Genomic DNA, 19,969 nt, shown 5'->3' on the forward strand with positions numbered 1-19,969 from the left:
GTTTCAGCATCCATTTGTCCCCACGAACCGCGGTCTCGGAAGGCGCGATGGATGCTGAAACAAGTTCAGCATGACGGAAGGAGGCGGGCTTCACGCCGACTTCGCACAACCCTGATACTAGCCTTCCTCGCGGCGATCAGCGCAGGCGCCGCCGGCTATTGCCATTATCTCGGCTATCCCAACGGGCGAATCTTCACCCCGGTCCCCGCTGCCGCACCCAGGGAAGACGGGACCGTCGCGGTCTTCTTTTCCGGCGACATGGGGTTCAACGCAGGCATGGGACCGGTGATCGCCCGTCATGTGGCGCAAGGCGGCGTCCCGGTGCTGGGCGTCAATTCGCTGGCCGCCTTCGCCCGCCGCCAGTCGCCGGAGGAAAGCGGCAGGCTGGTGGAGACGGCGGCCCGGCGCGCCCTTGCCCTGCCCGGCGCGCGCAGGCTGGTGCTGGCCGGGCAATCCTTCGGCGCGAACATGCTGCTTGCCGGGCTGGAACGCCTGCCGCCTTCGCTGCGCGCGCGTGTCGCCATGGTCGCGCTGATCGTGCCCGCCGACACCATGCTGTTCCGCGCCACGCCCGGCGGCGTGTTCGACTTCGGGGACGACGGCCCGGCCGCGCCCGCAGCCCGTGCGCTCGACTGGGCGCCGGTACTATGCATCCATGGCGTCAAGGAAAGCGGCAGCCTCTGCCCCGGCTGGCGCCAGCCCAATGTCCGCGTCGTTGGCCTGCCCGGCGGCCATTTCCTGGAGGATGATTCGGAACGGGTGGCGAAGACCCTGCTGCGCGCCTTGCCGGACTTGGCCCCGAACATTGCCAAAAATTCAGACAGCGCAGAGCCTCCCGCAATCTGAACGGGCCTAGAAGCCGTGATCGTTCCTCGAAAGGATGGGTCTTATGGCGATAGGGAGGCTTTGGGCGGCGCTGGCGCTTCTGGTTGCAGCCCCCGCCGTCCTCGCGGCCAAGGTGCCCGTCGCGCAGCCCGAAGGATTGTGGCTCAGCCCGCACAATAATGTCGCCGTGCGCACCGGAGCGTGCGGCGACCGGCTGTGCGGCTGGATCGTCTGGGCCGACCGCGAGGCGCAGGCCGACGCCCGCGACGGCGGCACGGCCCGGCTGGTCGGCACCGAATTGCTGGAGGATTACCGCGCAGAGGGGAAAGGACAGTGGCGCGGCACCGTCTTCGTCCCTGATCTGGGCCGCCGCTTCAGTTCGCAGATCAGCCAGCTTTCACCGGGCCAGTTGAAGGTCAAAGGCTGCATATTGGGCGGCCTTATCTGCAAGTCGCAGCTCTGGACCCGGATAGACCGGTTGCCGGGGCAGTCATGATCCGGTTCCGCCGCGCCCGTCTCTGGCTGATACCCGGCCTGCTCGCGGCGGCAGCGCTGCTGCTGTCGACCTCCAACGCCAGCAATCCGGCCCGGGCGGCGGCCGATCCTGTGCCCGGCGCGACCGGTCCGGTCGCGGAGAGCCAATATAGCCTCCCGTCGCTGGGCCGGATCGCCGTCTACCAGCCCGCCGGCGCGCCGAGCGGCGTCGTGCTGGCGCTGTCCGACAGCCATGGCTGGGACGAGGACAGCGCCGACACCGCGCGCCTGTTGGCAGCGCGCGGCGCGCTGGTGGCCGGCATCTCCACGCCCGTCTTCCTGCAGGCGTTGCACACCTCGCGCCGCTGCATCAATCCCAATTACGGTATCATCGCGCTGGCCCGCGACCTGCAGCACCGGCTGGCGCTGCCCATGTACGACAAGCCGGTCCTGATCGGCCGGGGCGAGGGGGCCGCGCTGGCCTATGCGACGCTCGCCGCCGGACCCAATGGAGCCTACAAGGCAGTGCTGTCGCAGGATTTCACGCCATTTCTCGACGGCGGGCGGCCTTGGTGCCGGTCAGGCAGCCTGAAGGCCGCACCCGTCCATCATGGCTTCGCCTTCGCTCCCAGCCGCAAGCTCCCTTCGCCGTGGATCGTGCTGTCCGACGTCCGCCCCCGCCCGGCCCTGCAACGCTTCGTCGCCCGCACCGGCAGCGGCAGGCTGGTGACGGCTGCCAAGGGGCAGGGAGAGGTCGCGCTGCTCTCCCGGCTAAGGCCTTTCCTCGCCGCGCCACCCGCCGACGCCGCTTTGCCCAGCGGGTTGCCGCTCAACATCGTCACCGACGCCGCCGCGCCGCGCACCGGCATGATGGCGGTCCTCTATTCGGGCGACGGCGGCTGGGTCGGACTGGACAAGGATGTCGCGGGCCAGCTCGCTCATGCGGGCATCCCGGTGGTCGGCATGGACAGCCTGTCCTATTTCTGGAGCCAGCGCACGCCCCAGGGCGCAGCCCGGGACCTGAGCGCGATCATCCGCGGCTATTCGCGCCATTGGCATCGCCCCCGCGTCCTGCTGGTGGGCTACAGCTTCGGCGCGGACGTGCTGCCCTATATCGTCGGCGGCCTGCCCGCCCCCCAGCGCACCCAGGTGCAGCGCCTGTCGCTGCTGGGCCTCAGCCCCGGCGCCGATTTCCAGTTCCACATGAGCAGTTGGCTGGACATGGATTCGACCCGTCAATATCTGACCGTTCCCGCCATAAAGCGGCTGCGCGGCCTGCCGATGCTCTGCGTGCGCGGGACGCTGGAGAATGACAGCGCCTGCCCCTCCATTCCCCAAGGGTTGGCGCAGATGGTGGTGGTGCCCGGCGGCCATCATTTCGATCGCAACGCCCCGCTGCTGGTGACTCATATGCTCAAGGGGCTGACGATATGATCCTGGTCGAGCGGATCAAGGCCTGGAAAGCGCCGCTGACGGTCGCCGTCACGCTGGCGGTGGCGGCGCTGGGGCTGGTGGCGCTGCACGGCCTGTTGGCGGAAGTGCGGCTGAAGGACATCCGCCATGCCGTGCATCTGATCGCCGGTTGGCGGCTGGCGGCGGCGCTGGCGCTGACGGCGGCGAGCTACATCGCGCTCACCTTCTACGACTATGTCGCGCTGCGGATCGTCGGGCGGCCCCTGCCGTGGCGGACGGCGGCGCTGGCGTCCTTCTGCAGCTACACGCTCAGCCACAATCTCGGCCTCTCGCTGCTGACCGGCGGGTCGGCGCGCTACCGCATCTACACCGCCGCCGGGCTGGAGGGCGGCGACATCGCCCGCATCATCGCCTCGGCGGGCCTGTCCTTCTGGGGCGGGGTATTCGTGCTGGCGGGCGCGCTGATGCTGGTCCATCCGGCCGACATCGGCATCATGGGATGGACGATCGGCATGCCGTGGCAAAGGCTGGCGGGGGGCGCGATCCTGCTGACGGCGGCGGCGGTCCTGTTCCTCCTCGCCCGCCCCGCCCGCGCCCCGCGTCTGTTCGGCTGGCGGCTGGCCCTGCCGACCCAGGGGCAGGCGCTCGCCCAGATCGGCGTCGCCTGCATCGACCTTGCCGCCGCCAGCGCCGCGCTGTTCATCCTGGTGCCCGGCATCGCCCCGGCGCTCTATCCCACTTTGTTCCTGGCCTATGGGCTGGCGGTCATCGTCACTCTGGTCAGCCATGTGCCCGGCGGCCTGGGCATATTCGAGGCGGTGATCGTCGCCACCCTGCCCGATGTGGACAGGCCCAGCCTGCTCGCCGCGCTGATCGCCTATCGCCTGATCTATTATCTGATCCCGCTGCTGCTGGGGGTCATCGCCATCGCCCTGCATGAAGGCAATGGCTGGCGCCATCCGGTGAGCCGGGTGCTGGACGGCGCGCAGGCCGCCGCGTCCGGCATGGCGCCGGTCATGCTGTCGCTGCTGGTGGCGGTGGGCGGCGTGATCCTGCTGATCTCCGGCGCGCTGCCTGCGATCCAGCACCGCATGCGCATCGTCACCGGCTGGCTGCCGCTGACCTTCATCGAAGCATCCCATTTCGCCGCCAGCGTCATCGGCACGCTGCTGATCCTGCTGGCATCGGGCCTCTACCGCAGGCTGGACGCCGCCTTCTGGATGACGCGGGCGCTGCTGCTGGCGGGCGCGCTCTTCTCGCTGATCAAGGGGCTGGATTATGAGGAGGCGAGCGCGCTGCTGCTGATCGCCGCGCTGCTGCAATGGACGCGGGGCGCCTTCTACCGCCGCACCAGCTTCACCGCCGAAGCGTTGACCCCCGCCTGGATCGCGACGCTGGCCGTGGCGGTCGGCCTGTCGATTTGGATCGGTTTCTTCGCCTATAAGCATGTCGATTATCAGAACGACCTGTGGTGGCATTTCGGCCCGCACGCCAACGCCGCCCGCTTCCTGCGCGCAGGCCTTGCGACCGCGGTGCTGGCGGTCAGCGCCGCCTTCTGGCGCATGTTCCGCCCCGCGACCGCGCCGCGCCTCGCCGACCGCCCGTCCATCACGGCCAGCGCGGATGCGCTGGCGCTGGCCCAACGGACCGACGCGCTGCTGGCCACCACCGGCGACAAGCTGTTCCTGACCTCCGGCACTGGCCGCGCCTTCGTCATGTACCAGGTGCAGGGACATAGCTGGATCGTGATGGGCGACCCCGTAGGCGACCGGTCGGAATGGCCCGACCTGTTGTGGCAGTTGCGCGAAAGGGCGGATGCAGAACAGGGCCGCCTGCTGCTCTACCAACTGAGCCTCGACGCCCTGCCGCTGGCGATCGACCTTGGCCTCGCCATCGTCAAATATGGCGAGGAAGCCCGCGTCGACCTGCATCATTTCACGCTCGACGGGCCGGACGCCAAGCCGCTGCGCTATGCCGAACGCCGCGCCATGCGCGAAGGGGCGACGTTCGAGATCGTGCCGGCGGGCCGGGTGCCGATGCTGCTGGCGGAATTGAAGGCGATCTCCGACCAATGGCTCGCCGCCAAGGGCCATGGCGAAAAGGCGTTCAGCGTCGGCCGCTTCGACCCCGCCTATATCGCCGCCTGCGACTGCGCCCTCGTCCGGCAGGAGGGACGGATCGTCGCCTTCGCCAATATCTGGGCCACCGCCAATCGCCGCGAACTGTCGGTCGACCTGATGCGCCACGCGGATGAGATGCCCTATGGCACGATGGATTTCCTGTTCATCCGCCTGATGCAATGGGGCCGCGAACAGGGCTATGACTGGTTCACCCTGGGACTCGCGCCGCTGTCGGGGATAGAGGCGCGCCGTCTGTCGCCCTTCTGGGCCAAGGCGGGCGCCTTCTTCTTCCGCCATGGCGAAAGCTTCTACGGTTTCGAGGGGCTGCGCGCCTATAAGGACAAATATGCCCCGCGCTGGGAACCGCGCTTCATCGCCGGGCCAAGCGGCATATCCCTGTCCCGCGCGATGATCGACCTGCAAAAGCTGGTCGGCGGCGGACCGGGCAGCGCAGCGACAAGGACGCGGCGGCGTAGGACGCATGCACCGCCGGCGGCGGGCCTGGATGATGAGGGAGGCCAGTCATCGGGACGGCTGGCAGGGGCGGATGTGGGTTGAGATTTTCGGCTTGCCGGCTCGGAAGCGGGTGACGCAGAGGGGATGGCCGACGGTCTGAACGCCGCCCTCTCCCGAAGGAGCGCGGCGCGGCCTGATGGCGACGCTAGACCAAAAACATCTTCCGCACATATCGCAAAAATCACGTGATGATATGTTGTAACTTTGCTCGGCCTCGCTTATGTAGCACGCACCATGCCGATCAGCCTTCGCCAGCATCTGCTCAACGGCCGGATCGATCGCATCGCGATCGCTCTGTCGGGCGTGTGCGTGGCGCATTGCTTCGGTACGGCCGTGCTGCTCGGCGTGCTCGCCTCGGCCGGAGGGATTTTCGAAAGCCCGATCTTCCATGAGGCCGGCTTGGTGCTGGCGATCCTGCTGGGCGCGGTAGCGCTCGGCCATGGCGCCGTGGCGCATGGCTTCATGATGCCGGCCGCGATCGGATCGCTGGGCCTGGGAATCATGGCCGGTGCGCTCACCATGGATCATGGCTGGCAGGAAAGCGCCTATACGCTGCTGGGCGTCGCGATCCTGGCGCTTGGCCACGATCTCAATCACCGCGCCGGGCGATAGCCGCTCCAGCATCGCGCATGAAAAAGGGGGCCGGCAAGCCCACTTTTGCTTGGCCGCTGATTCCGGCTCAGATCGGTTTACGGTCCAGCCGATGTTCGCCCTTCACCCAGCGCACCGTGCCGGTGCTGGCGCGCATCACGACGCTGTCGGTGGTGAGCTTGCCGCCCGGCAGCCGCTTGACGCCGGCCAGCAACGATCCGTCGGTGACGCCGGTCGCCGCGAAGATGCAGTCGCCCTTGGCCAGTTCGTTGAGGTCATAGACCTTGTCGAGGTCGGCAATGCCCCATTTGCGGGCGCGTGCACGCTCGTCATCGTTGCGGAACAGCAGCTTGCCCTTGAACTGCCCGCCGACGCAGCGCAGCGCCGCGCAGGCCAGAACGCCCTCCGGCGCGCCGCCCGATCCCATGTACATGTCGATATTGGTTTCGGGATTGGTGGTGGCGATCACGCCCGCCACGTCCCCGTCCGGGATCAGCATGATGCCGCAGCCGATGGCGCGCAGCTCCGCGATCAGCTTCTCATGGCGCGGCCGGTCCAGCACGCAGACGATGATCTCATGCGCGTCGACGCCCTTGGCGCGGGCGACCGCCTCGACATTCTCCTTCACCGACCTGTTGAGGTCGATGACGCCGTCCGGCAGGCCCGGGCCGACCGCCAGCTTCTCCATATAGACGTCGGGCGCGTTGAGCAGGCCGCCCTCTTCGGAAATCGCCAGCACGGCCAGCGCGTTGGGACCGGCCTTGGCGGTGATGGTGGTGCCCTCCAGCGGATCGAGCGCGATGTCGATCCGCGGGCCGGTGCCGATCGCGTTGCCGACCTTCTCCCCGATATAGAGCATCGGCGCTTCGTCGCGTTCGCCTTCACCGATGACGACGGTGCCGTCCATATAGAGGTCGTTGAAGGCCAGGCGCATCGCTTCGACCGCGGCGGCGTCGGCGGCCTTCTCATCGCCGCGGCCGATCAGCTTCGACGCGGCGATCGCGGCCGCTTCGGTCACGCGCACCATCTCCAGCACCAGCACACGATCGAGTATCGAGCTTGCCTGCACCATGTCGTTTCCTCTTCAGCCGCTATTTTGGAGAGCGCGATAGGATGTCGCTCGAACATTGTCGAGGGTGCGCTTTTCGCGAGGGGGATGCAACGGAAGCGCGTTTGTGGCGTTCGCAGCAGGACAAGACCAAGGGCCGCTCCGATGATCCTTCTGCTGATTGCCGCCAGCCTCGCCGCGCAGCCCGATGCCGCGCCGCGCCGGATCGCCAGGGTTCGGCCAGCGCCATGCCAGGCCGTGCCGGCGCTGTGCCTGACCGAAACGGTCGCGCAGGAACCGCGTCTGGGACGAAGCGCGGCTTCAGCGGGCGACGGGAAGATGAGCGCCTACCGCTTCGATGCGCGGCCATGCCGGATCGTGGGCAATATGGGCTGCCCCAAGCGCGCCAATCGGCAGATATTCCGGCTGGGCGAACCCATCGGCCAGACGCTGGCCCGGAGTTTCGGGCTGGATTGAGCGTGCGGAACGAAGAGGGGCGTTCGAAGCCCTGCCCCTCCCGCCTGTGGAAGGGATAGGGTGGGCGCAAGCGGCGAGCTTACAAGCTGGCCGTTGAAAACCGCCGCCGATGTCGCGCCAGCCACCCCTCTGTCGAAGGTCCTGGATGGGCCAATCCCAGCGCCATGCCTTACACCTGCATCTCAATCCAGGATATGCATCACCATCGGCGTTTGCAGCAGGCTGTCCGACCCCGCCAGCCGGTCCAGCGTCTCCCTTACGCAGCGTTCCTCGCCCGCATGGGTGACGATCGCCACCAGCACGCCGTCCGTCTGGCTGGCGCCGCGTTGGATCATGCTCTCGATGGACACGCCGGCGTCGCGGGTCGCCGCCGCGATCTCCGCCAGCACGCCGGGCCGATCCTGCACCTTGAAGCGCAGATAGGCGCGACCCACGCGCTTGCCCGCATCGGCCGGCTTCTGCTGGGCCAGGGCGGCCACGGGCATGGCCAGCGCGTCGCCATATTCGTCGCGCGCCACGTCGATCAGGTCGGCGACCACCGCCGATGCGGTCGGCCCGTCGCCCGCGCCGCGCCCCTGGAAGAAAAGGCGGCCGACGAAATTGCCCTCCGCCACCACGGCGTTCAGCGACCCGTCGACATGGGCCAGCGGATGATCGAGCGGCACCAGCATCGGGTGGACGCGCTGGAACAGGCCGTCGGGGCCATTCTCCGCCATGCCGACCAGTCGGATGCGATAGCCGAGCGCTGCCGCCTCCGCGATGTCCGCGGCGATGACATGGCGGATGCCGGTGGTCGCGACCGCATCGAAATCCAGTTCCGTGCCGAAGGCGAGGCTGGCGAGGATGGTCAGCTTGTGCGCGGCGTCGACACCGTCGATGTCGAAGCTGGGATCGGCCTCGGCATAGCCCAGTTCCTGCGCTTCCTTCAGCACCTCGTCGAAGCCGCGCCCTTCTTTCTCCATCGTGGTCAGGATGTAGTTGCAGGTGCCGTTGAGGATGCCGTAGACACGCGCAATCTCGTTCGCGGCCGCGCCTTCGCGCATGCCCTTGATGACAGGGATGCCGCCCGCGACCGCCGCTTCATATTTGAGGGCGACGCCCGCCTTCTCCGCCAGCCCGGCAAGGTCGAGGCCATGATGGGCCAGCATCGCCTTGTTCGCGGTGACGAAGGGCTTGCCGACGCTCAGGCACTGGCGGGCGAGGGTGAGGGCAGGGCCGTCCGCCCCGCCGATCAGTTCCACCACCACGTCGATGTCGTCGCGGGTCGCCAGCGTGGTCATGTCGTCCACCCATTCATAGGGGGAGAGGTCGACGCCGCGATCCTTGTTGCGGTCGCGCGCCGAGATGGCGACGATCTGGATCGGGCAACCGGCGCGGCGGGCGATCAGGTCGGCATTGGTCTGGAGCAGCCGAATGACCCCGCCGCCCACCGTGCCGAGGCCGACCAGCGCGACGCGCAGCGGGGCATGGCGGTGCAGATTGGTCATGGCTTCCGTTCATCCTTCCTGATCACGAGACGCCGCGCTGATAGCGGCCTCTGCGCTTCTGTCCAAGAAAAAGGAGCCGGCCGCGGAACCGGAAGGCTGCCGCCATCGCGCAATCAGCGCGCCGTCCTTGTCCGCCCGCAGGGGCCCAGGGCGTCCAGGACCATCTGATAATCCGCACGGGCCAACTCGGCGTCCTGGGGCGAGAGCGCCCGCACGGACCGGGCCGGCAGCGCGTTGGGCAGGCCGCAGGCCAGGCGGTACCAGAGCAGGCTGCCCGGCGCCGGGGGCCGGGCAGCCTCATCCACGATCTCGCCCAGCGCCACGGCCCAGCGCGGTTGTTGCCCGGGCCGGCGCAGGATGGACAGCGAGACGGGGTCGCCATTTTCCGTGCGCAGGAAAATCTGCGTCTCCCCTTCGCCGGCGATCGTGCCCGCGACATGGAAGGCATCGCCCAGTCCGATGATGCGGGGCGGCGCATCGACGGCGACCAGTTCGGACAGGATCGCCTTCACCCGCTCGGTCTCCGCAGGGGATGCGACGATCTGCGCATCGCGTGCGACGAGCTGGATTTCGCCGGGGCGCCCGCCGGGACGCGCGAACAGGATGACCTGCGCTTTCTTCAGCTTGGGCATCTTGCCCCGCGCATCGAGCGGCGCGTCGTAGAGGTAACGGACGATGGGGCTGATTCCCCCCTCGCCGCGAATCAGATTGGCGACATTCGCCTCCACATAGACCCTTTGATACCCTGCCGGGACGGTGCCGGCCTGCGCGGGTTTCAATTTGATGATGTTGCCAATCCGCGCCTGTGCCACCAGCGGCGCAGCGTCCGCGAGGTCCGCGATGTCCGCATAGGAGAGTCCCGCCACGCGTTCCGATGGTTGCGTTACCATCCGGCCCGAACCCGTCTGAGCCACGGAAATCTGCGATTGTACGGCGGAAATGAGGCAGAGCAGGGCGAGCTTCCGCAGGGGCATGGTGGATTTCTTTTTCATCTTCGTCCTAATGATGGCAGTCCGTGACATGTTTGTCACATGCAAGTCTTTCCGGTGTGTGATGGCGGTCGCAAATGATCATATCGATAAAGCGTTTGCGTGCCACGATGCGCCGCGATAGGAGTTCGCACGGTAGCAAATGGACGGATAGGGGCCAAGATGACCGGGGTAGCCCGGCCAGCTCGGGCCGTTTTTGGCTTATTTGCCGATAATCAACTGGTAAGCTGAGTTAAGGAGTGTCGTTGCCGAATGGCCTATGCTGACCACTCGCAAGGATCGAGTCGCACGATCTCGATCATTATCGTCGCCCTGATTCACGCTGTTCTGGGTTATGCCTTCGTCACCGGTCTTGGCATGAAATATGTCAAAAAGGCGGCGGAACAGCTGAACGTGATCGACGTCAAGGAGGAACCGCCGCCACCGGACGAGGAGCCGCCGCCGCCGCCGCCAGACCAGCCGGTCGAACCGCCGCCGGTCGTCGCACCGCCGCCGATCGTTCAGACCCCGGCCCCCGCACCGCCGATCCAGACGGTCCGGACTCCGCCGCCGGTCTTCAACCCGGTTCCGGTTGCCGCTCCGCCGCCGCCGCCGGCTCCCCCGCCGCCGGAGGTGCCCGCATCCCGTGCGTCGCCGCGCAGCAGCCCGGGCAGCTGGCTCAGCGATGCCGACTATCCGAGCCGCGCGCAGCGTGAAGAACGCTCGGGTACGGCCGGGTTCCGGCTGGAAATCGGCCCGGACGGTCGCGTGACCAACTGCACCATCACCTCTTCGACCGGCCATGCCGACCTCGACGAGGCGACGTGCCGCCTGCTTCCGAAGCGTGCGAGGTTCAAGCCCGCGACGGCAGCCGGAGGTGGTCCGATGTCGGACACGTACAATGGCCGGATCACCTGGCGTCTGCCGGAATGATTTTGAAAAGGGCGGGCGAGCGCCTCCGGATGACTGGACGCCGCCTACCCTTGTTTATTGATCCTTTGAGAGGGAAGTCTTGAACATGTTGATGTATCTCGCAGCAGCTGCCGCGCCCAAGGCGGAGAACCCGTATGGCCTGATGGAGGCCCTTGAGCAGGGCGGCACCATCGCCTGGACCGTCTTCATCATCCTTTGCGGTATGTCGATCGGCACCTTCTACATTCTGTTCACCAAGCTGATCGAACAGCAGAAGGTGATCAACCAGGGCAAGAAGGTTCGTGCGACCTTCTGGCGCGCCGCCACCCTGAAGGAAGGCACCGCCAAGCTGGAAAAGAACTCGGCCTACAAGCAGATCGTGGACGACGGCATCAAGGCCCAGGAAGAACACACCAAGCTGACCGACCCGGTCGAAGCCCATGACTGGCTGCACGGTTCGCTCGCCCGTTCGGAAGCCTCGATCAATTCGAAGCTCGGCGGCGGCCTGGCGTTCCTCGCCACCGTCGGTTCGACTTCGCCGTTCATCGGTCTGTTCGGTACGGTTATCGGTATCTACCGCGCGCTCATCAAGATCGGTGCTGCCGGTCAGGCCTCGATCGACGCCGTCGCCGGCCCGGTCGGTGAAGCTCTGATCATGACCGCCCTGGGTCTCGCCGTGGCCGTTCCCGCGGTGCTGGCCTACAACTTCCTGCAGCGCCGCAACAAGTCGATCGCGGAACAGCTCAACGGCTTCACCGTCGACCTGCTGGCTCACCTGGTGTCGAACGGCGCCGTGAAGCCGACGATCGCCGCTGCCCCGGCCGCTCCGGCCGCCAAGCCGGCCGCTGCGCCGACCAAGGCCTGATAGGCTGAGATGCCGGCAAGGGGGCCGGCGGCGGCTGCGACGCCCGGTCCCCCTTATCGGACGTGGGTCCCGGAATGCCGGGGCGCCATCGACAAGCATGTTAGGAAATAATCAATGGCAATGAGTGTTGGCTCTGACGGCGGTGAAGACAAGCCGATGTCCGACATCAACACGACGCCGCTCGTCGACGTCATGCTGGTGTTGCTCATCATCTTCCTCATCGCGGTCCCGGTCGTCGTCCAGACGGTTCAGCTGCAGCTCCCCAAGGTCGCGTTCGAGCCGACGACGACGAAACCGGAAAACGTCTCCCTGTCGATCACGCAGGGCTCCGACGGTAGCTGTGCGGTCTACTGGAACCTGACCCGCGTCTCCTCCGACGAGCTGCTCGACCGTGCGGTCGCGAAGCTGGAGGCGGACATCAAGAAGGCGGGCGGCGTTGAGAATCTGACGCCCGAGGATCTGCCCGAAGTGCATATCCGCGGCGACATCAACGTTCCCTATCGGTGCATCGGCGGTACCATCTACACGATGCAGCGCGCCGGTTTCCCGAAGGTCGGCTTCATATCCGAGCCCGAGCCGGGTTCGCATACGCAGCGGCTTTAAGTTACAGCCCTTTGTGCCGCATTTTCAGACCTGGTGGCCGGTCCACGTCCATCGATGAAAATGCTCTAGGAGTATCGCCATGGCAATGAGTGCCGGAAGAGACGATGGCGAACCGATGGTGGAAATGAACACGACGCCGTTGATCGACGTCATGCTCGTTCTCCTCATCATGTTCATCATCACCATCCCGATCCAGACCCACGCGGTCAAGATCGACCTGCCGCAGAACGCGCCGCCGACCGACAGCGTCATCGACCCTGTCAAGAACAAGGTGGCGATCGATCCCAGCGGCGTCATCACCTGGAACGGTTCGGCCATCGACCTGCTGACCCTGCGTCAGTATCTGCAGCAGTCGCTGCGGTTGCCGGTCGAACCCGAATTGCAGTTCCAGCCCAATGCCGCCACCCGCTACGTCGTCGTCGACGAAGTGCTGGCGGAGATCAAGCGCGCTGGCGTGACGAAGCTGGGCTTCGTCGGCAACGAACAGTACGGCAATTTCTAAGGCCGTCGGAACCGGAGCCGGCACAACGCCGGAACCGGTTCGGTAGGATTTGCGCATCGAAAGGGGCGCAGGACGGGCGTTCGCTGGATCATCGGACGTCCGTGCGCCCCCAGGGCACGAATACGCCGCCGCCGTCTGGCCGGGAATGTTCGACTTCCCGTTTCCGGGCGCGGGCTGGGGTGACGCAATCGGGCGCGTGATGCGCGGACCTGCATGGGGGCTGCTTCGGCGGCCCCTTATTTTTGCCCGGCCGGGTTCGGCTTAATGCTTTCTTCACCGCGACGGGCGATGATGCGGCCGGTCAAATCGGCATGGGATCATGGGCGCCAAAGTTCAGACAAACCCGTATCACGGCAATAATCGTCTGGCGGATCGCCGCACGGCTGTGATCGGCGTTCGGGTCCGACGCCCGGGCGAGACCTGGTTCAAGAGCCACATCACCGATGTCTCCGAAGTCGGTTTCCGCTTGAAAAGCTTCATGAAACTGGCGGCGGACGATGATCTGTGGATCATGCTGCCGGGCTTCGAAGGCCGCCGGGCGCGTGTGTTGTGGAGCCGGTCGCATGAATCGGGCTGCGTCTTCGAACGCCCGCTGCATCCGGCGATTCTCGATCACATCATCCGGATCAGCCAGTAAACCGGCGGCGATTCGCTTGCTGGCGCGCTCAGTTCAAAGGCCGCCATCACGCCGATGATTGGCGCCCATGGGGACGCCGACCCATCGTCTCCTCCACGGCTGCGGTTCCCCGCTGACGGTGCCGCTGGCCCGCTCCGGACCATCCCATCCGCGTCGTCCTTGACCGACGCGGTGAACTTCGCTGCCGTCCATGCGGTCTTCGCCTTGTTTAGCAGCGGCCGCAGCCTTGCCGACGCCGGGCGGTGATGGGCGCGGCGTCGCATCGGACTGGAGCATGATGACGCGACAAGCCTTCATGTCCACGGCCTCAACCCTCCCGTCCATGGCGGCTTCGAGTGTATTGGCGGCGCTCCGACGCAGCCGGGTGGCACTATATCCTGCTCGTCATGAATGGTGCTTGGACCGCCTGTTCTGTGCCTGCCGAAGCGTCATTCCGATCCATCGCGCATCGCCATCAATCCGTCAGAAGAACAGCTTGCGGAAGCTGATCGTCACCGCGCGCCCCAGCGGGTCCAGATAACCCGGCTGGTACCGGACCGGCGTGGTCCCGTTCGCATCGGTCACGCTGCGCCGCTGGTTGAAGAGATTGTCGATGCCGATCGATATGCGCGCCCCGCGCAGGAACGGATGGTTCTTCACCAGCGAAGGCATCTGCCCCAGATTGGCGAACAGGCGCAGGTCGACCGTCGCCAGGCTGCCGAAGTCCAGCCGCGACGCGCCGCCCGCCGTGCCGTTCAGGGCGCCGTCGACATGGGTGCCGCTTTCCCAATCCACGCTCAACCGCGCGCCGAGGCCGTTATTGGTATAGCCCATCCGTGCATTCAGCTCATGCCGCGGCTGGCCGCCCGACGATCCCGTGGCGTCGCCGTTCAGCAGGTCCAGTTCCGGCACGCCGGGCGCGATCAGGATGCTCTCCGTGAAATGCCAGCTGTGATAGAGGCTGAAGCTGAGCCGGCCGCCGCCCCCGCCGCCACGGCCGCCGCCGAAACCTCCCGGCCCGCCAAAGCCGCCGCCGGGACCGCGCGGACCTCCGCCAAAGCCTCCGTCCGGGCCGCCCCGACTGCCTTCGCCGCGTGGCCGCTCGCCGCCATCCTGTCCTTGAGGGGGCTGTCCGCCCTGGCCGCCGCCCGGCCCGCGATTGCCGAACAGGCTGCGCAGGTCCTGCAACTCCTTGGGCCGCTCCTCGGGCCTGGCGCCGGCGGCACGCCAGGCTTCCACCACCTTCTGGATGTGCGATTTCAGCGGAATGGAAAGGTCGAAGCCCCAGCGGAGCTGCTCGCTCCGCGATCGCAGATAATTGATCGGCCGCGCATCGACCTGCACCAGATTGCCGTCTTCGTCCCGCAGGAAGCGCTGGGGGAAGGCGTCCTCAATGGCGGGGCTCGGCGTCGGGAAGGCCGAGATCGGGTTGCTCGTCCGGCTGTTGGTGTAGGTCGCCGTCAGCGTAAGGTTGGGTTTGTCGAACGGCTTGATATTGGCGCTGAGGCGGAACTGGTCGCGCACGCTCTCCTTGAGGGCGGCATTGCCTCCGCTCAGTTGCGTCACGAAGACGGTCTGCCCGGTCGCATAGTCGAACACCGACACATTGGGCGTGGACACCAGCGGATCGGTGATCTGCGTGCCCGTGGGCGCGGCGCGATCCTGGTTGGCCGACATCAGCAACTGCACGGCGGGCACCGGCCGCCAGCGCATGCCGTACCCCAGGGTCGAAAGCGTGCCGAAGTCGGAATAATGCTGCGCCGCCGCGTTTACATTGACGCCGATGTCGCCCACCGCGCCCAGCACGCCCTTCGACCGGCTGGTGATCGGCAGGTCGACGCTGATCTGCCCGCTGCCGATTTCCCGGCTGTAGCTGTTGTCGCGCTCCTCGCCTGAACGGATCGACCAGCTATCGAAGCCATTGGCCGATCCGCCCACGCGCACCGCGGTCGTCACCGCCCCGGCCGGCAGGTCGAACAGCGGACCCGACAGCAGCAGGTCGCCCTGCACCGCCTTCGATTCCGCCTCCGCCCGGTCGATCACCCGCGTCGACAGCAGGTCGGACGAAAAGCCGCCGAACGGGTCCGCGCCTGCATCGATCGCGCTCTGGATCGCTCCGGTCGCAAACCCCCGGTCGGTCGAAGTCCGGGTGTTCGAATAATCGCCATTGCCGGTGAACGACCATTGCCAGCCGCCGCCCAGCAGGCCGTTCAGCGTCACGCCGACATGGCCGGTCGTGCCCTTGATCTGCTGTCCCAACTCGCCCGCCTGGCGCAGATAGCGATAGAAGCTCGTCGGCGCGGCGAAGGGCGAGAAGGGGTTGCCGGCGGGCAGGTCGAACGCGGCTGCCTGGAACCCTTGCAGGCTGTCATTGTCGGACAGTTCCAGCCGCCCGTTGACGGTCATGGACACCTTGCCCAGGGCGCGGGCCAGCGTCGCATTGGCGGCGAAGCTCTCCGTCGCCGGGCTGAGCGTGCGATGATGGGCCAGCTCGCCGCCGGTCATGCCATTCCCGCCCACCAGAAAGGCGTCGATGCCCGATTGCCGGTTGGCCTGCTCACCCTGCACGGTCGGCACCACGCCGCGCTCGCTCTCCAGCAGGGATGCGGCGGTCTTGTACTGCAGGTTAAGGGTGAAGCGATTATCGCCCCGGATGCGCAGCAGCCCGCCTTCCGCCGAGCCATTCTCCCGCCCGCCCTGCGTCGTTGTGCCTGCGCGCAGGTCCACCGTTTCGGCGCGGAAACGCTGGCGCAGCACGATGTTCACCACCTTCTGCGTCGGCGCATAGCCATAGCTGAGCGCCACCTGTTCGGGCAGGATGTCGACCCGCGCCACCGCTTCGGACGGGATGTCCTGAATTTCCGAAAAGCTGGAGATCCGCTTGCCGTTCAGCAGGATCACCGGCGTCCCATTGGTCTGAGGCGACAGTTCGGAGATCATTTCGGATATGGACGTGACGCCTAGGGCGCGGACATCGGCGGGGGAAAGCTGCTGCTCCGGCTTGACATTGCCGACCACCGCGCCGCGTTCGGGCTGGCCGGTGACGACGATCTCATCGGCATCGTCCATCTGCCCGGCCGGGCCCCTCGGCTCCTCGGTCTGCGCCATCAGCGCGCCCGGCGCCGCACTCATCATCAACGGAAACAGAAGACAGGCAAAGGAACGGCGCACTGTTTACCCCTTAGGATCAAACCCTGAATGCCCTCTCTCTAGGGGGAAGTTGTCGCAAGACTCTGGCAATGCCCATAAAGATTTGTCGCAAAATGTAATCCGGCATCGTGCCGCCCGGGCCGGGCCGCATCGCAAAAGGCCTTGGCGGGGCTGCGACCTGCCATGCCGGAAGGGGATCGCGCGTCTGCCGATTGCATTGCCCGCCAGACTTTCTACACCTTTGCGCATGCGCACGCTCTATCCCGCCATCGAACCCTTCGCTTCCGGACATCTCGACATGGGGGATGGCCACCGCGTCTATTGGGAGCGGGCCGGGACGCCGGGCGCCAAGCCGGCCGTCTTCCTGCATGGCGGGCCGGGCGGCGGCATATCGCCCGACCACCGCCGCTTGTTCGATCCGGAACGCTACGACGTCCTCCTCTTCGACCAGCGCGGCTGCGGTCGCTCGACGCCCCATGCGGAGCTGGAGGCGAACACGAGCTGGCACCTGGTCGCGGACATCGAACGCCTGCGGCAGATGATGGGCGTCGACCGATGGCTGGTCTTCGGCGGAAGCTGGGGGTCCACGCTGGCGCTGGCCTATGCCCAGAGCCATGCCGACCGCGTGACCGAACTGGTGCTGCGCGGCATCTTCACCATCCGCAAGCAGGAGATCGACTGGTATTATCAGCAAGGCGCCAGCCGCATCTATCCGGACAAATGGGAACGTTTCGTCGCGCCCATCCCGGAAGCGGAGCGTGGCGACCTGCTTCACGCCTATCGCCGCATCCTGACCGGCGACGATCGCGCGCGGCAGATCGCCGCAGCCAAGGCCTGGAGCGTCTGGGAGGGCGAGACCATCCGCCTGCTGCCCGACGAAGCGCTGTCCGCCACGCATGAGGCCGATGATTTCGCGCTCGCCTTCGCGCGGATCGAAAATCATTATTTCGTCCATGGCGGCTGGCTGGAGGAGGGGCAGCTCATCCGCGACGCCGGGAAACTGGCGGGCATCCCCGGCGTCATCGTGCAGGGCCGCTATGACATGGCCTGCCCCGCCGAAACCGCCTGGGCGCTGCACAGGGCCTGGCCCGGGGCGCGCTTCGAGATGATCGAAGGGGCGGGCCATGCGTTCAACGAACCCGGCATATTGGACGCGCTCATCCGGGCGACGGACGGGTTTGCCGCCCAAGCGAAAGGATAAGCATGCGCATATGGATGGTGCTGGCGGGGGTCATCACCCTGATGGGCTGTGGCGAGAGCAGCGACCGGATCACCGCGGTCGACCGCCGGGATACGCCCGAAACCGGCGCCGCGGCCGCCGTCGCGAAGCTCGACGAGGCCCAGCGCAACGGCGTGCTGGAACGCGCGGTGCGGGCGTCGGGAGCGGCTTGCCCGACCGTCATCCGGTCGGAGCGGACCGAGGTGCGGCCCGGCGTCAAGGGCTGGAAGGCCGCGTGCAATGACGGCACGGCGCATCTGATCGAAATTCAGGCCGACGGCACCGCCAACGTCACCAGCCGCACCCACTGACCGTCGGCTTGGCGCATGTCCCCGTGCGAGGCATGGCGGCCCATGCCGTCAGCCTGCGGCGACATCCTGAAACTGGAGGTTGGCCAGCCGCGCATAGAGGCCCTTCTGCCGCATCAGCGTGGCATGGTCGCCCTGTTCGACCAGCCGCCCTTCGTCCAGCACGAGGATGCGGTCGGCGGCCCTGACTGTGGCCAGCCGGTGGGCGATGACGATGGTGGTGCGGCCCTGCATCAGCCGGCCGAGGGCATCCTGCACCAGCCGTTCCGATTCGGCGTCGAGGGCGGAGGTCGCTTCGTCCAGCAGCAGGATCGGCGCATCGCGCAGAAGGGCGCGGGCGATGGACAGGCGCTGGCGCTGGCCGCCCGAAAGGCGCGCGCCGCCTTCGCCCAGAAAGCTGTCAAGGCCCTGCGGCAGGGCGCGCAGGAAACCCTCCGCATTGGCGGCGCGGGCTGCGGCCCAGATCTGCTCGTCGCTGGCGTCCCATCGCCCGTAGCGGAGATTGTCGCGCGCGGAGGCGGCGAAGATGATGCTTTCCTGCGGCACCATGGCCATCATGCCGCGCACCTCGGCCGGATCGGCCTGGGGCAGAGGCACGTCGTTCAGGCGGATCACGCCCGAATCCGGATCGTAGAAGCGCAGCGCCAGCTGGATCAGGGTGGACTTCCCCGCGCCGGAAGGGCCGACGATGGCGACCGTTTCGCCCGGCGCGATGTCGACGGAAATGCCATGCAGGGCCGCCTGGTCGGGCCGTGTGGGATAGCGGAAATGCACGTCCTCGAACTGGAGATGCGCGCCATGCTCGGTTCGCGGCACCGGGACGGGACGGGGCGGCGGGGTTATCTGCGGCACGGCGCTCATCAGTTCATGCAGCCGTCCGGCGGCGCCCGCTCCGCGCAGCAGGTCGCCCCAGGTCTCCGACAACGCGCCGAACGCGCCTGCGACAAGCCCGCCGGTCAGCACGAAGGCGGCGATGCTGCCGCCCGACAGGCGTCCGGCGGCGACATCCAGCGCGCCCTGCCACATGACCGCCGTGATCGACCCGAAGACCAGTGCGATGACGATGGCGGTCATCGCCGCGCGCAGGGCGATCCGGCGGCGCGCCGTGGCGAAACCCGCCTCGACCGTGCTGTTGAATCGCGCCGCTTCCCGTCCTTCCTGACCGAAGGCCTGCACGATCTTCATCGCGCCCAGCGTTTCCGACGTGACGCTGCCGACATCGGCCAGCCGGTCCTGGCTTGCCCGCGACAGGGCGCGCACGCGGCGGCCAAGGCCGATGATCGCCACCAATATGACCGGAATGCCCAGCAGCAGCAGCCCGGCAAGCTTGGGCGCCAGCGCGAAAAGATAGATGAGGCCGCCGGTGCCCGTCACCACATTGCGCAGCGCGATCGACACGGTCGATCCCACCACCTGGTCGATGATGGCCGTGTCGGCGGTCATGCGCGACGCGATTTCCGAGGGGCGGTTTTCCTCGAAGAAGCGGGGTTCCTGCCGCAGCAGATTGGCCTGGGTGGCCGACCGGATGTCAGCGACGACGCGCTCCCCCAGCCAGGACACGAAATAGAAGCGGGCGGCCGTCGCCAATGCCAGGACCACCACGATCAGGAACAGATATTCGAACCAGCGGCTGATGTCGCCGCCGCCCATGAAGCCGCGGTCGATGACCAGCCGGAACCCGCTGGGAATCGCCAGCGTCGCGGCGGACGAGATCAGCAGCGCGGCGAGCGCCCCGGCGATGCGGCCCGGATAGCGGCTGGCGAAGCGCCAGATCATCGCCAGGCTGCCGAGTGGGGGGCGCGCCTTGTCGCGCGGCGATGGTTGGTCCACATCCTCCATGGCGCCGCGCTCTAAAGGGATTTTGCGTGAAAGGGA

Annotated in this window: 18 protein-coding genes; 13 read left to right on the forward strand and 5 right to left on the reverse strand. The window is 67.1% G+C overall.

The window, feature by feature from the left end; all coding sequences use genetic code 11:
* Positions 1 to 51 precede the first annotated feature (51 nt).
* From H5V43_RS15810 to H5V43_RS15830, 5 genes are all read left to right on the forward strand, one after another.
* A complete protein-coding gene (locus tag H5V43_RS15810) occupies positions 52 to 846 on the forward strand; it encodes an AcvB/VirJ family lysyl-phosphatidylglycerol hydrolase (protein ID WP_025549330.1) in 795 nt (264 codons plus the stop codon).
* 43 nt (positions 847 to 889) lie between these two features.
* Complete coding sequence (locus tag H5V43_RS15815; protein WP_025549329.1) at positions 890 to 1,321, forward strand: DUF2147 domain-containing protein; 432 nt, start codon at positions 890 to 892, stop codon at positions 1,319 to 1,321.
* Positions 1,318 to 2,733 carry an AcvB/VirJ family lysyl-phosphatidylglycerol hydrolase gene (locus H5V43_RS15820; RefSeq protein WP_025549327.1) on the forward strand — a complete coding sequence of 472 codons (1,416 nt, stop codon included), beginning with the start codon at positions 1,318 to 1,320 and terminating at the stop codon, positions 2,731 to 2,733. Before H5V43_RS15815 ends, H5V43_RS15820 begins: the two co-directional genes overlap by 4 nt.
* Positions 2,730 to 5,390 carry a bifunctional lysylphosphatidylglycerol flippase/synthetase MprF gene (gene mprF / locus H5V43_RS15825; RefSeq protein ID WP_025549326.1) on the forward strand — a complete coding sequence of 887 codons (2,661 nt, stop codon included), beginning with the start codon at positions 2,730 to 2,732 and terminating at the stop codon, positions 5,388 to 5,390. Before H5V43_RS15820 ends, mprF begins: the two co-directional genes overlap by 4 nt.
* A 192-nt stretch (positions 5,391 to 5,582) precedes the next feature.
* The gene (locus H5V43_RS15830) at positions 5,583 to 5,960 is read left to right on the forward strand and encodes a MerC domain-containing protein (RefSeq protein WP_025549324.1); all 378 of its coding nucleotides are present in this window, start codon (positions 5,583 to 5,585) and stop codon (positions 5,958 to 5,960) included.
* A gap of 67 nt (positions 5,961 to 6,027) precedes the next feature.
* Here the strand turns inward: H5V43_RS15830 and glpX are convergent, their stop codons facing one another.
* A complete protein-coding gene (glpX, locus tag H5V43_RS15835) occupies positions 6,028 to 7,011 on the reverse strand; it encodes a class II fructose-bisphosphatase (protein WP_025549323.1) in 984 nt (327 codons plus the stop codon).
* A gap of 141 nt (positions 7,012 to 7,152) precedes the next feature.
* Between glpX and H5V43_RS15840 the strand changes: the two genes are divergently transcribed.
* The gene (locus H5V43_RS15840) at positions 7,153 to 7,464 is read left to right on the forward strand and encodes a hypothetical protein (RefSeq protein WP_025549322.1); all 312 of its coding nucleotides are present in this window, start codon (positions 7,153 to 7,155) and stop codon (positions 7,462 to 7,464) included.
* 182 nt (positions 7,465 to 7,646) lie between these two features.
* Here H5V43_RS15840 and H5V43_RS15845 read toward each other — a convergent pair whose 3' ends face one another.
* Both H5V43_RS15845 and H5V43_RS15850 read right to left on the reverse strand, forming a co-directional pair.
* Positions 7,647 to 8,951: a homoserine dehydrogenase gene (locus H5V43_RS15845; RefSeq protein ID WP_025549321.1), complete on the reverse strand. Its 1,305-nt coding sequence runs from the start codon at positions 8,949 to 8,951 to the stop codon at positions 7,647 to 7,649.
* 113 nt (positions 8,952 to 9,064) lie between these two features.
* Positions 9,065 to 9,925, reverse strand: a complete 861-nt coding sequence (locus H5V43_RS15850; protein WP_099185566.1) for a hypothetical protein — start codon at positions 9,923 to 9,925, stop codon at positions 9,065 to 9,067.
* A 267-nt stretch (positions 9,926 to 10,192) separates the two neighbouring features.
* Here H5V43_RS15850 and H5V43_RS15855 point away from each other — a divergent pair, with 267 nt between their 5' ends.
* The 5 genes from H5V43_RS15855 (at position 10,193) to H5V43_RS15875 (ending at position 13,438) form a co-directional block, all read left to right on the forward strand.
* Positions 10,193 to 10,852, forward strand: coding sequence for an energy transducer TonB (locus H5V43_RS15855; RefSeq protein WP_025549319.1), 660 nt, complete (start codon positions 10,193 to 10,195; stop codon positions 10,850 to 10,852).
* Positions 10,853 to 10,937: 85 nt separating this feature from the next.
* A complete protein-coding gene (locus tag H5V43_RS15860) occupies positions 10,938 to 11,696 on the forward strand; it encodes a MotA/TolQ/ExbB proton channel family protein (protein ID WP_025549317.1) in 759 nt (252 codons plus the stop codon).
* A 114-nt stretch (positions 11,697 to 11,810) separates the two neighbouring features.
* On the forward strand, positions 11,811 to 12,299 hold the full coding sequence (locus H5V43_RS15865; RefSeq protein WP_025549316.1) for an ExbD/TolR family protein: 489 nt from the start codon (positions 11,811 to 11,813) through the stop codon (positions 12,297 to 12,299).
* Positions 12,300 to 12,378: 79 nt separating this feature from the next.
* Positions 12,379 to 12,801, forward strand: coding sequence for an ExbD/TolR family protein (locus H5V43_RS15870; protein WP_025549315.1), 423 nt, complete (start codon positions 12,379 to 12,381; stop codon positions 12,799 to 12,801).
* 319 nt (positions 12,802 to 13,120) lie between these two features.
* The gene (locus tag H5V43_RS15875; protein WP_025549314.1) at positions 13,121 to 13,438 is read left to right on the forward strand and encodes a PilZ domain-containing protein; all 318 of its coding nucleotides are present in this window, start codon (positions 13,121 to 13,123) and stop codon (positions 13,436 to 13,438) included.
* Positions 13,439 to 13,900: 462 nt separating this feature from the next.
* On the opposite strand, the gene H5V43_RS15880 is transcribed toward H5V43_RS15875, so the two are convergent.
* Complete coding sequence (locus tag H5V43_RS15880) at positions 13,901 to 16,588, reverse strand: TonB-dependent receptor (protein WP_025549312.1); 2,688 nt, start codon at positions 16,586 to 16,588, stop codon at positions 13,901 to 13,903.
* Between the two features lie 226 nt (positions 16,589 to 16,814).
* Between H5V43_RS15880 and pip the strand changes: the two genes are divergently transcribed.
* Together pip and H5V43_RS15890 are read left to right on the forward strand one after the other, a co-directional pair.
* A complete protein-coding gene (gene pip, locus H5V43_RS15885) occupies positions 16,815 to 17,768 on the forward strand; it encodes a prolyl aminopeptidase (RefSeq protein WP_025549311.1) in 954 nt (317 codons plus the stop codon).
* Positions 17,769 to 17,770: 2 nt separating this feature from the next.
* On the forward strand, positions 17,771 to 18,097 hold the full coding sequence (locus H5V43_RS15890; protein WP_037482609.1) for a hypothetical protein: 327 nt from the start codon (positions 17,771 to 17,773) through the stop codon (positions 18,095 to 18,097).
* A gap of 48 nt (positions 18,098 to 18,145) precedes the next feature.
* On the opposite strand, the gene H5V43_RS15895 is transcribed toward H5V43_RS15890, so the two are convergent.
* On the reverse strand, positions 18,146 to 19,933 hold the full coding sequence (locus tag H5V43_RS15895; RefSeq protein WP_025549308.1) for an ABC transporter transmembrane domain-containing protein: 1,788 nt from the start codon (positions 19,931 to 19,933) through the stop codon (positions 18,146 to 18,148).
* Positions 19,934 to 19,969 lie beyond the last annotated feature (36 nt).

The sequence above is a fragment of the Sphingobium fuliginis genome, from assembly GCF_015074805.1.
In the GTDB taxonomy this organism is placed as follows: Bacteria; Pseudomonadota; Alphaproteobacteria; order Sphingomonadales; family Sphingomonadaceae; genus Sphingobium; species Sphingobium fuliginis.

Excerpts from the sequence above, each read along its gene's own strand:
- H5V43_RS15810 (WP_025549330.1), top strand. The coding sequence starts at position 52 with ATGCTGAAACAAGTTCAGCATGACGGAAGGAGGCGGGCTTCACGCCGA.
- H5V43_RS15840 (WP_025549322.1), top strand. The coding sequence starts at position 7,153 with ATGATCCTTCTGCTGATTGCCGCCAGCCTCGCCGCGCAGCCCGATGCC.
- glpX (WP_025549323.1), bottom strand. The coding sequence starts at position 7,011 with ATGGTGCAGGCAAGCTCGATACTCGATCGTGTGCTGGTGCTGGAGATG.
- H5V43_RS15895 (WP_025549308.1), bottom strand. The coding sequence starts at position 19,933 with ATGGAGGATGTGGACCAACCATCGCCGCGCGACAAGGCGCGCCCCCCA.
- H5V43_RS15815 (WP_025549329.1), top strand. The coding sequence starts at position 890 with ATGGCGATAGGGAGGCTTTGGGCGGCGCTGGCGCTTCTGGTTGCAGCC.
- H5V43_RS15865 (WP_025549316.1), top strand. The coding sequence starts at position 11,811 with ATGGCAATGAGTGTTGGCTCTGACGGCGGTGAAGACAAGCCGATGTCC.
- H5V43_RS15860 (WP_025549317.1), top strand. The coding sequence starts at position 10,938 with ATGTTGATGTATCTCGCAGCAGCTGCCGCGCCCAAGGCGGAGAACCCG.
- H5V43_RS15890 (WP_037482609.1), top strand. The coding sequence starts at position 17,771 with ATGCGCATATGGATGGTGCTGGCGGGGGTCATCACCCTGATGGGCTGT.
- H5V43_RS15855 (WP_025549319.1), top strand. The coding sequence starts at position 10,193 with ATGGCCTATGCTGACCACTCGCAAGGATCGAGTCGCACGATCTCGATC.
- H5V43_RS15850 (WP_099185566.1), bottom strand. The coding sequence starts at position 9,925 with ATGCCCCTGCGGAAGCTCGCCCTGCTCTGCCTCATTTCCGCCGTACAA.
- pip (WP_025549311.1), top strand. The coding sequence starts at position 16,815 with ATGCGCACGCTCTATCCCGCCATCGAACCCTTCGCTTCCGGACATCTC.
- H5V43_RS15870 (WP_025549315.1), top strand. The coding sequence starts at position 12,379 with ATGGCAATGAGTGCCGGAAGAGACGATGGCGAACCGATGGTGGAAATG.
- H5V43_RS15845 (WP_025549321.1), bottom strand. The coding sequence starts at position 8,951 with ATGACCAATCTGCACCGCCATGCCCCGCTGCGCGTCGCGCTGGTCGGC.
- H5V43_RS15830 (WP_025549324.1), top strand. The coding sequence starts at position 5,583 with ATGCCGATCAGCCTTCGCCAGCATCTGCTCAACGGCCGGATCGATCGC.
- H5V43_RS15820 (WP_025549327.1), top strand. The coding sequence starts at position 1,318 with ATGATCCGGTTCCGCCGCGCCCGTCTCTGGCTGATACCCGGCCTGCTC.
- H5V43_RS15875 (WP_025549314.1), top strand. The coding sequence starts at position 13,121 with ATGGGCGCCAAAGTTCAGACAAACCCGTATCACGGCAATAATCGTCTG.
- mprF (WP_025549326.1), top strand. The coding sequence starts at position 2,730 with ATGATCCTGGTCGAGCGGATCAAGGCCTGGAAAGCGCCGCTGACGGTC.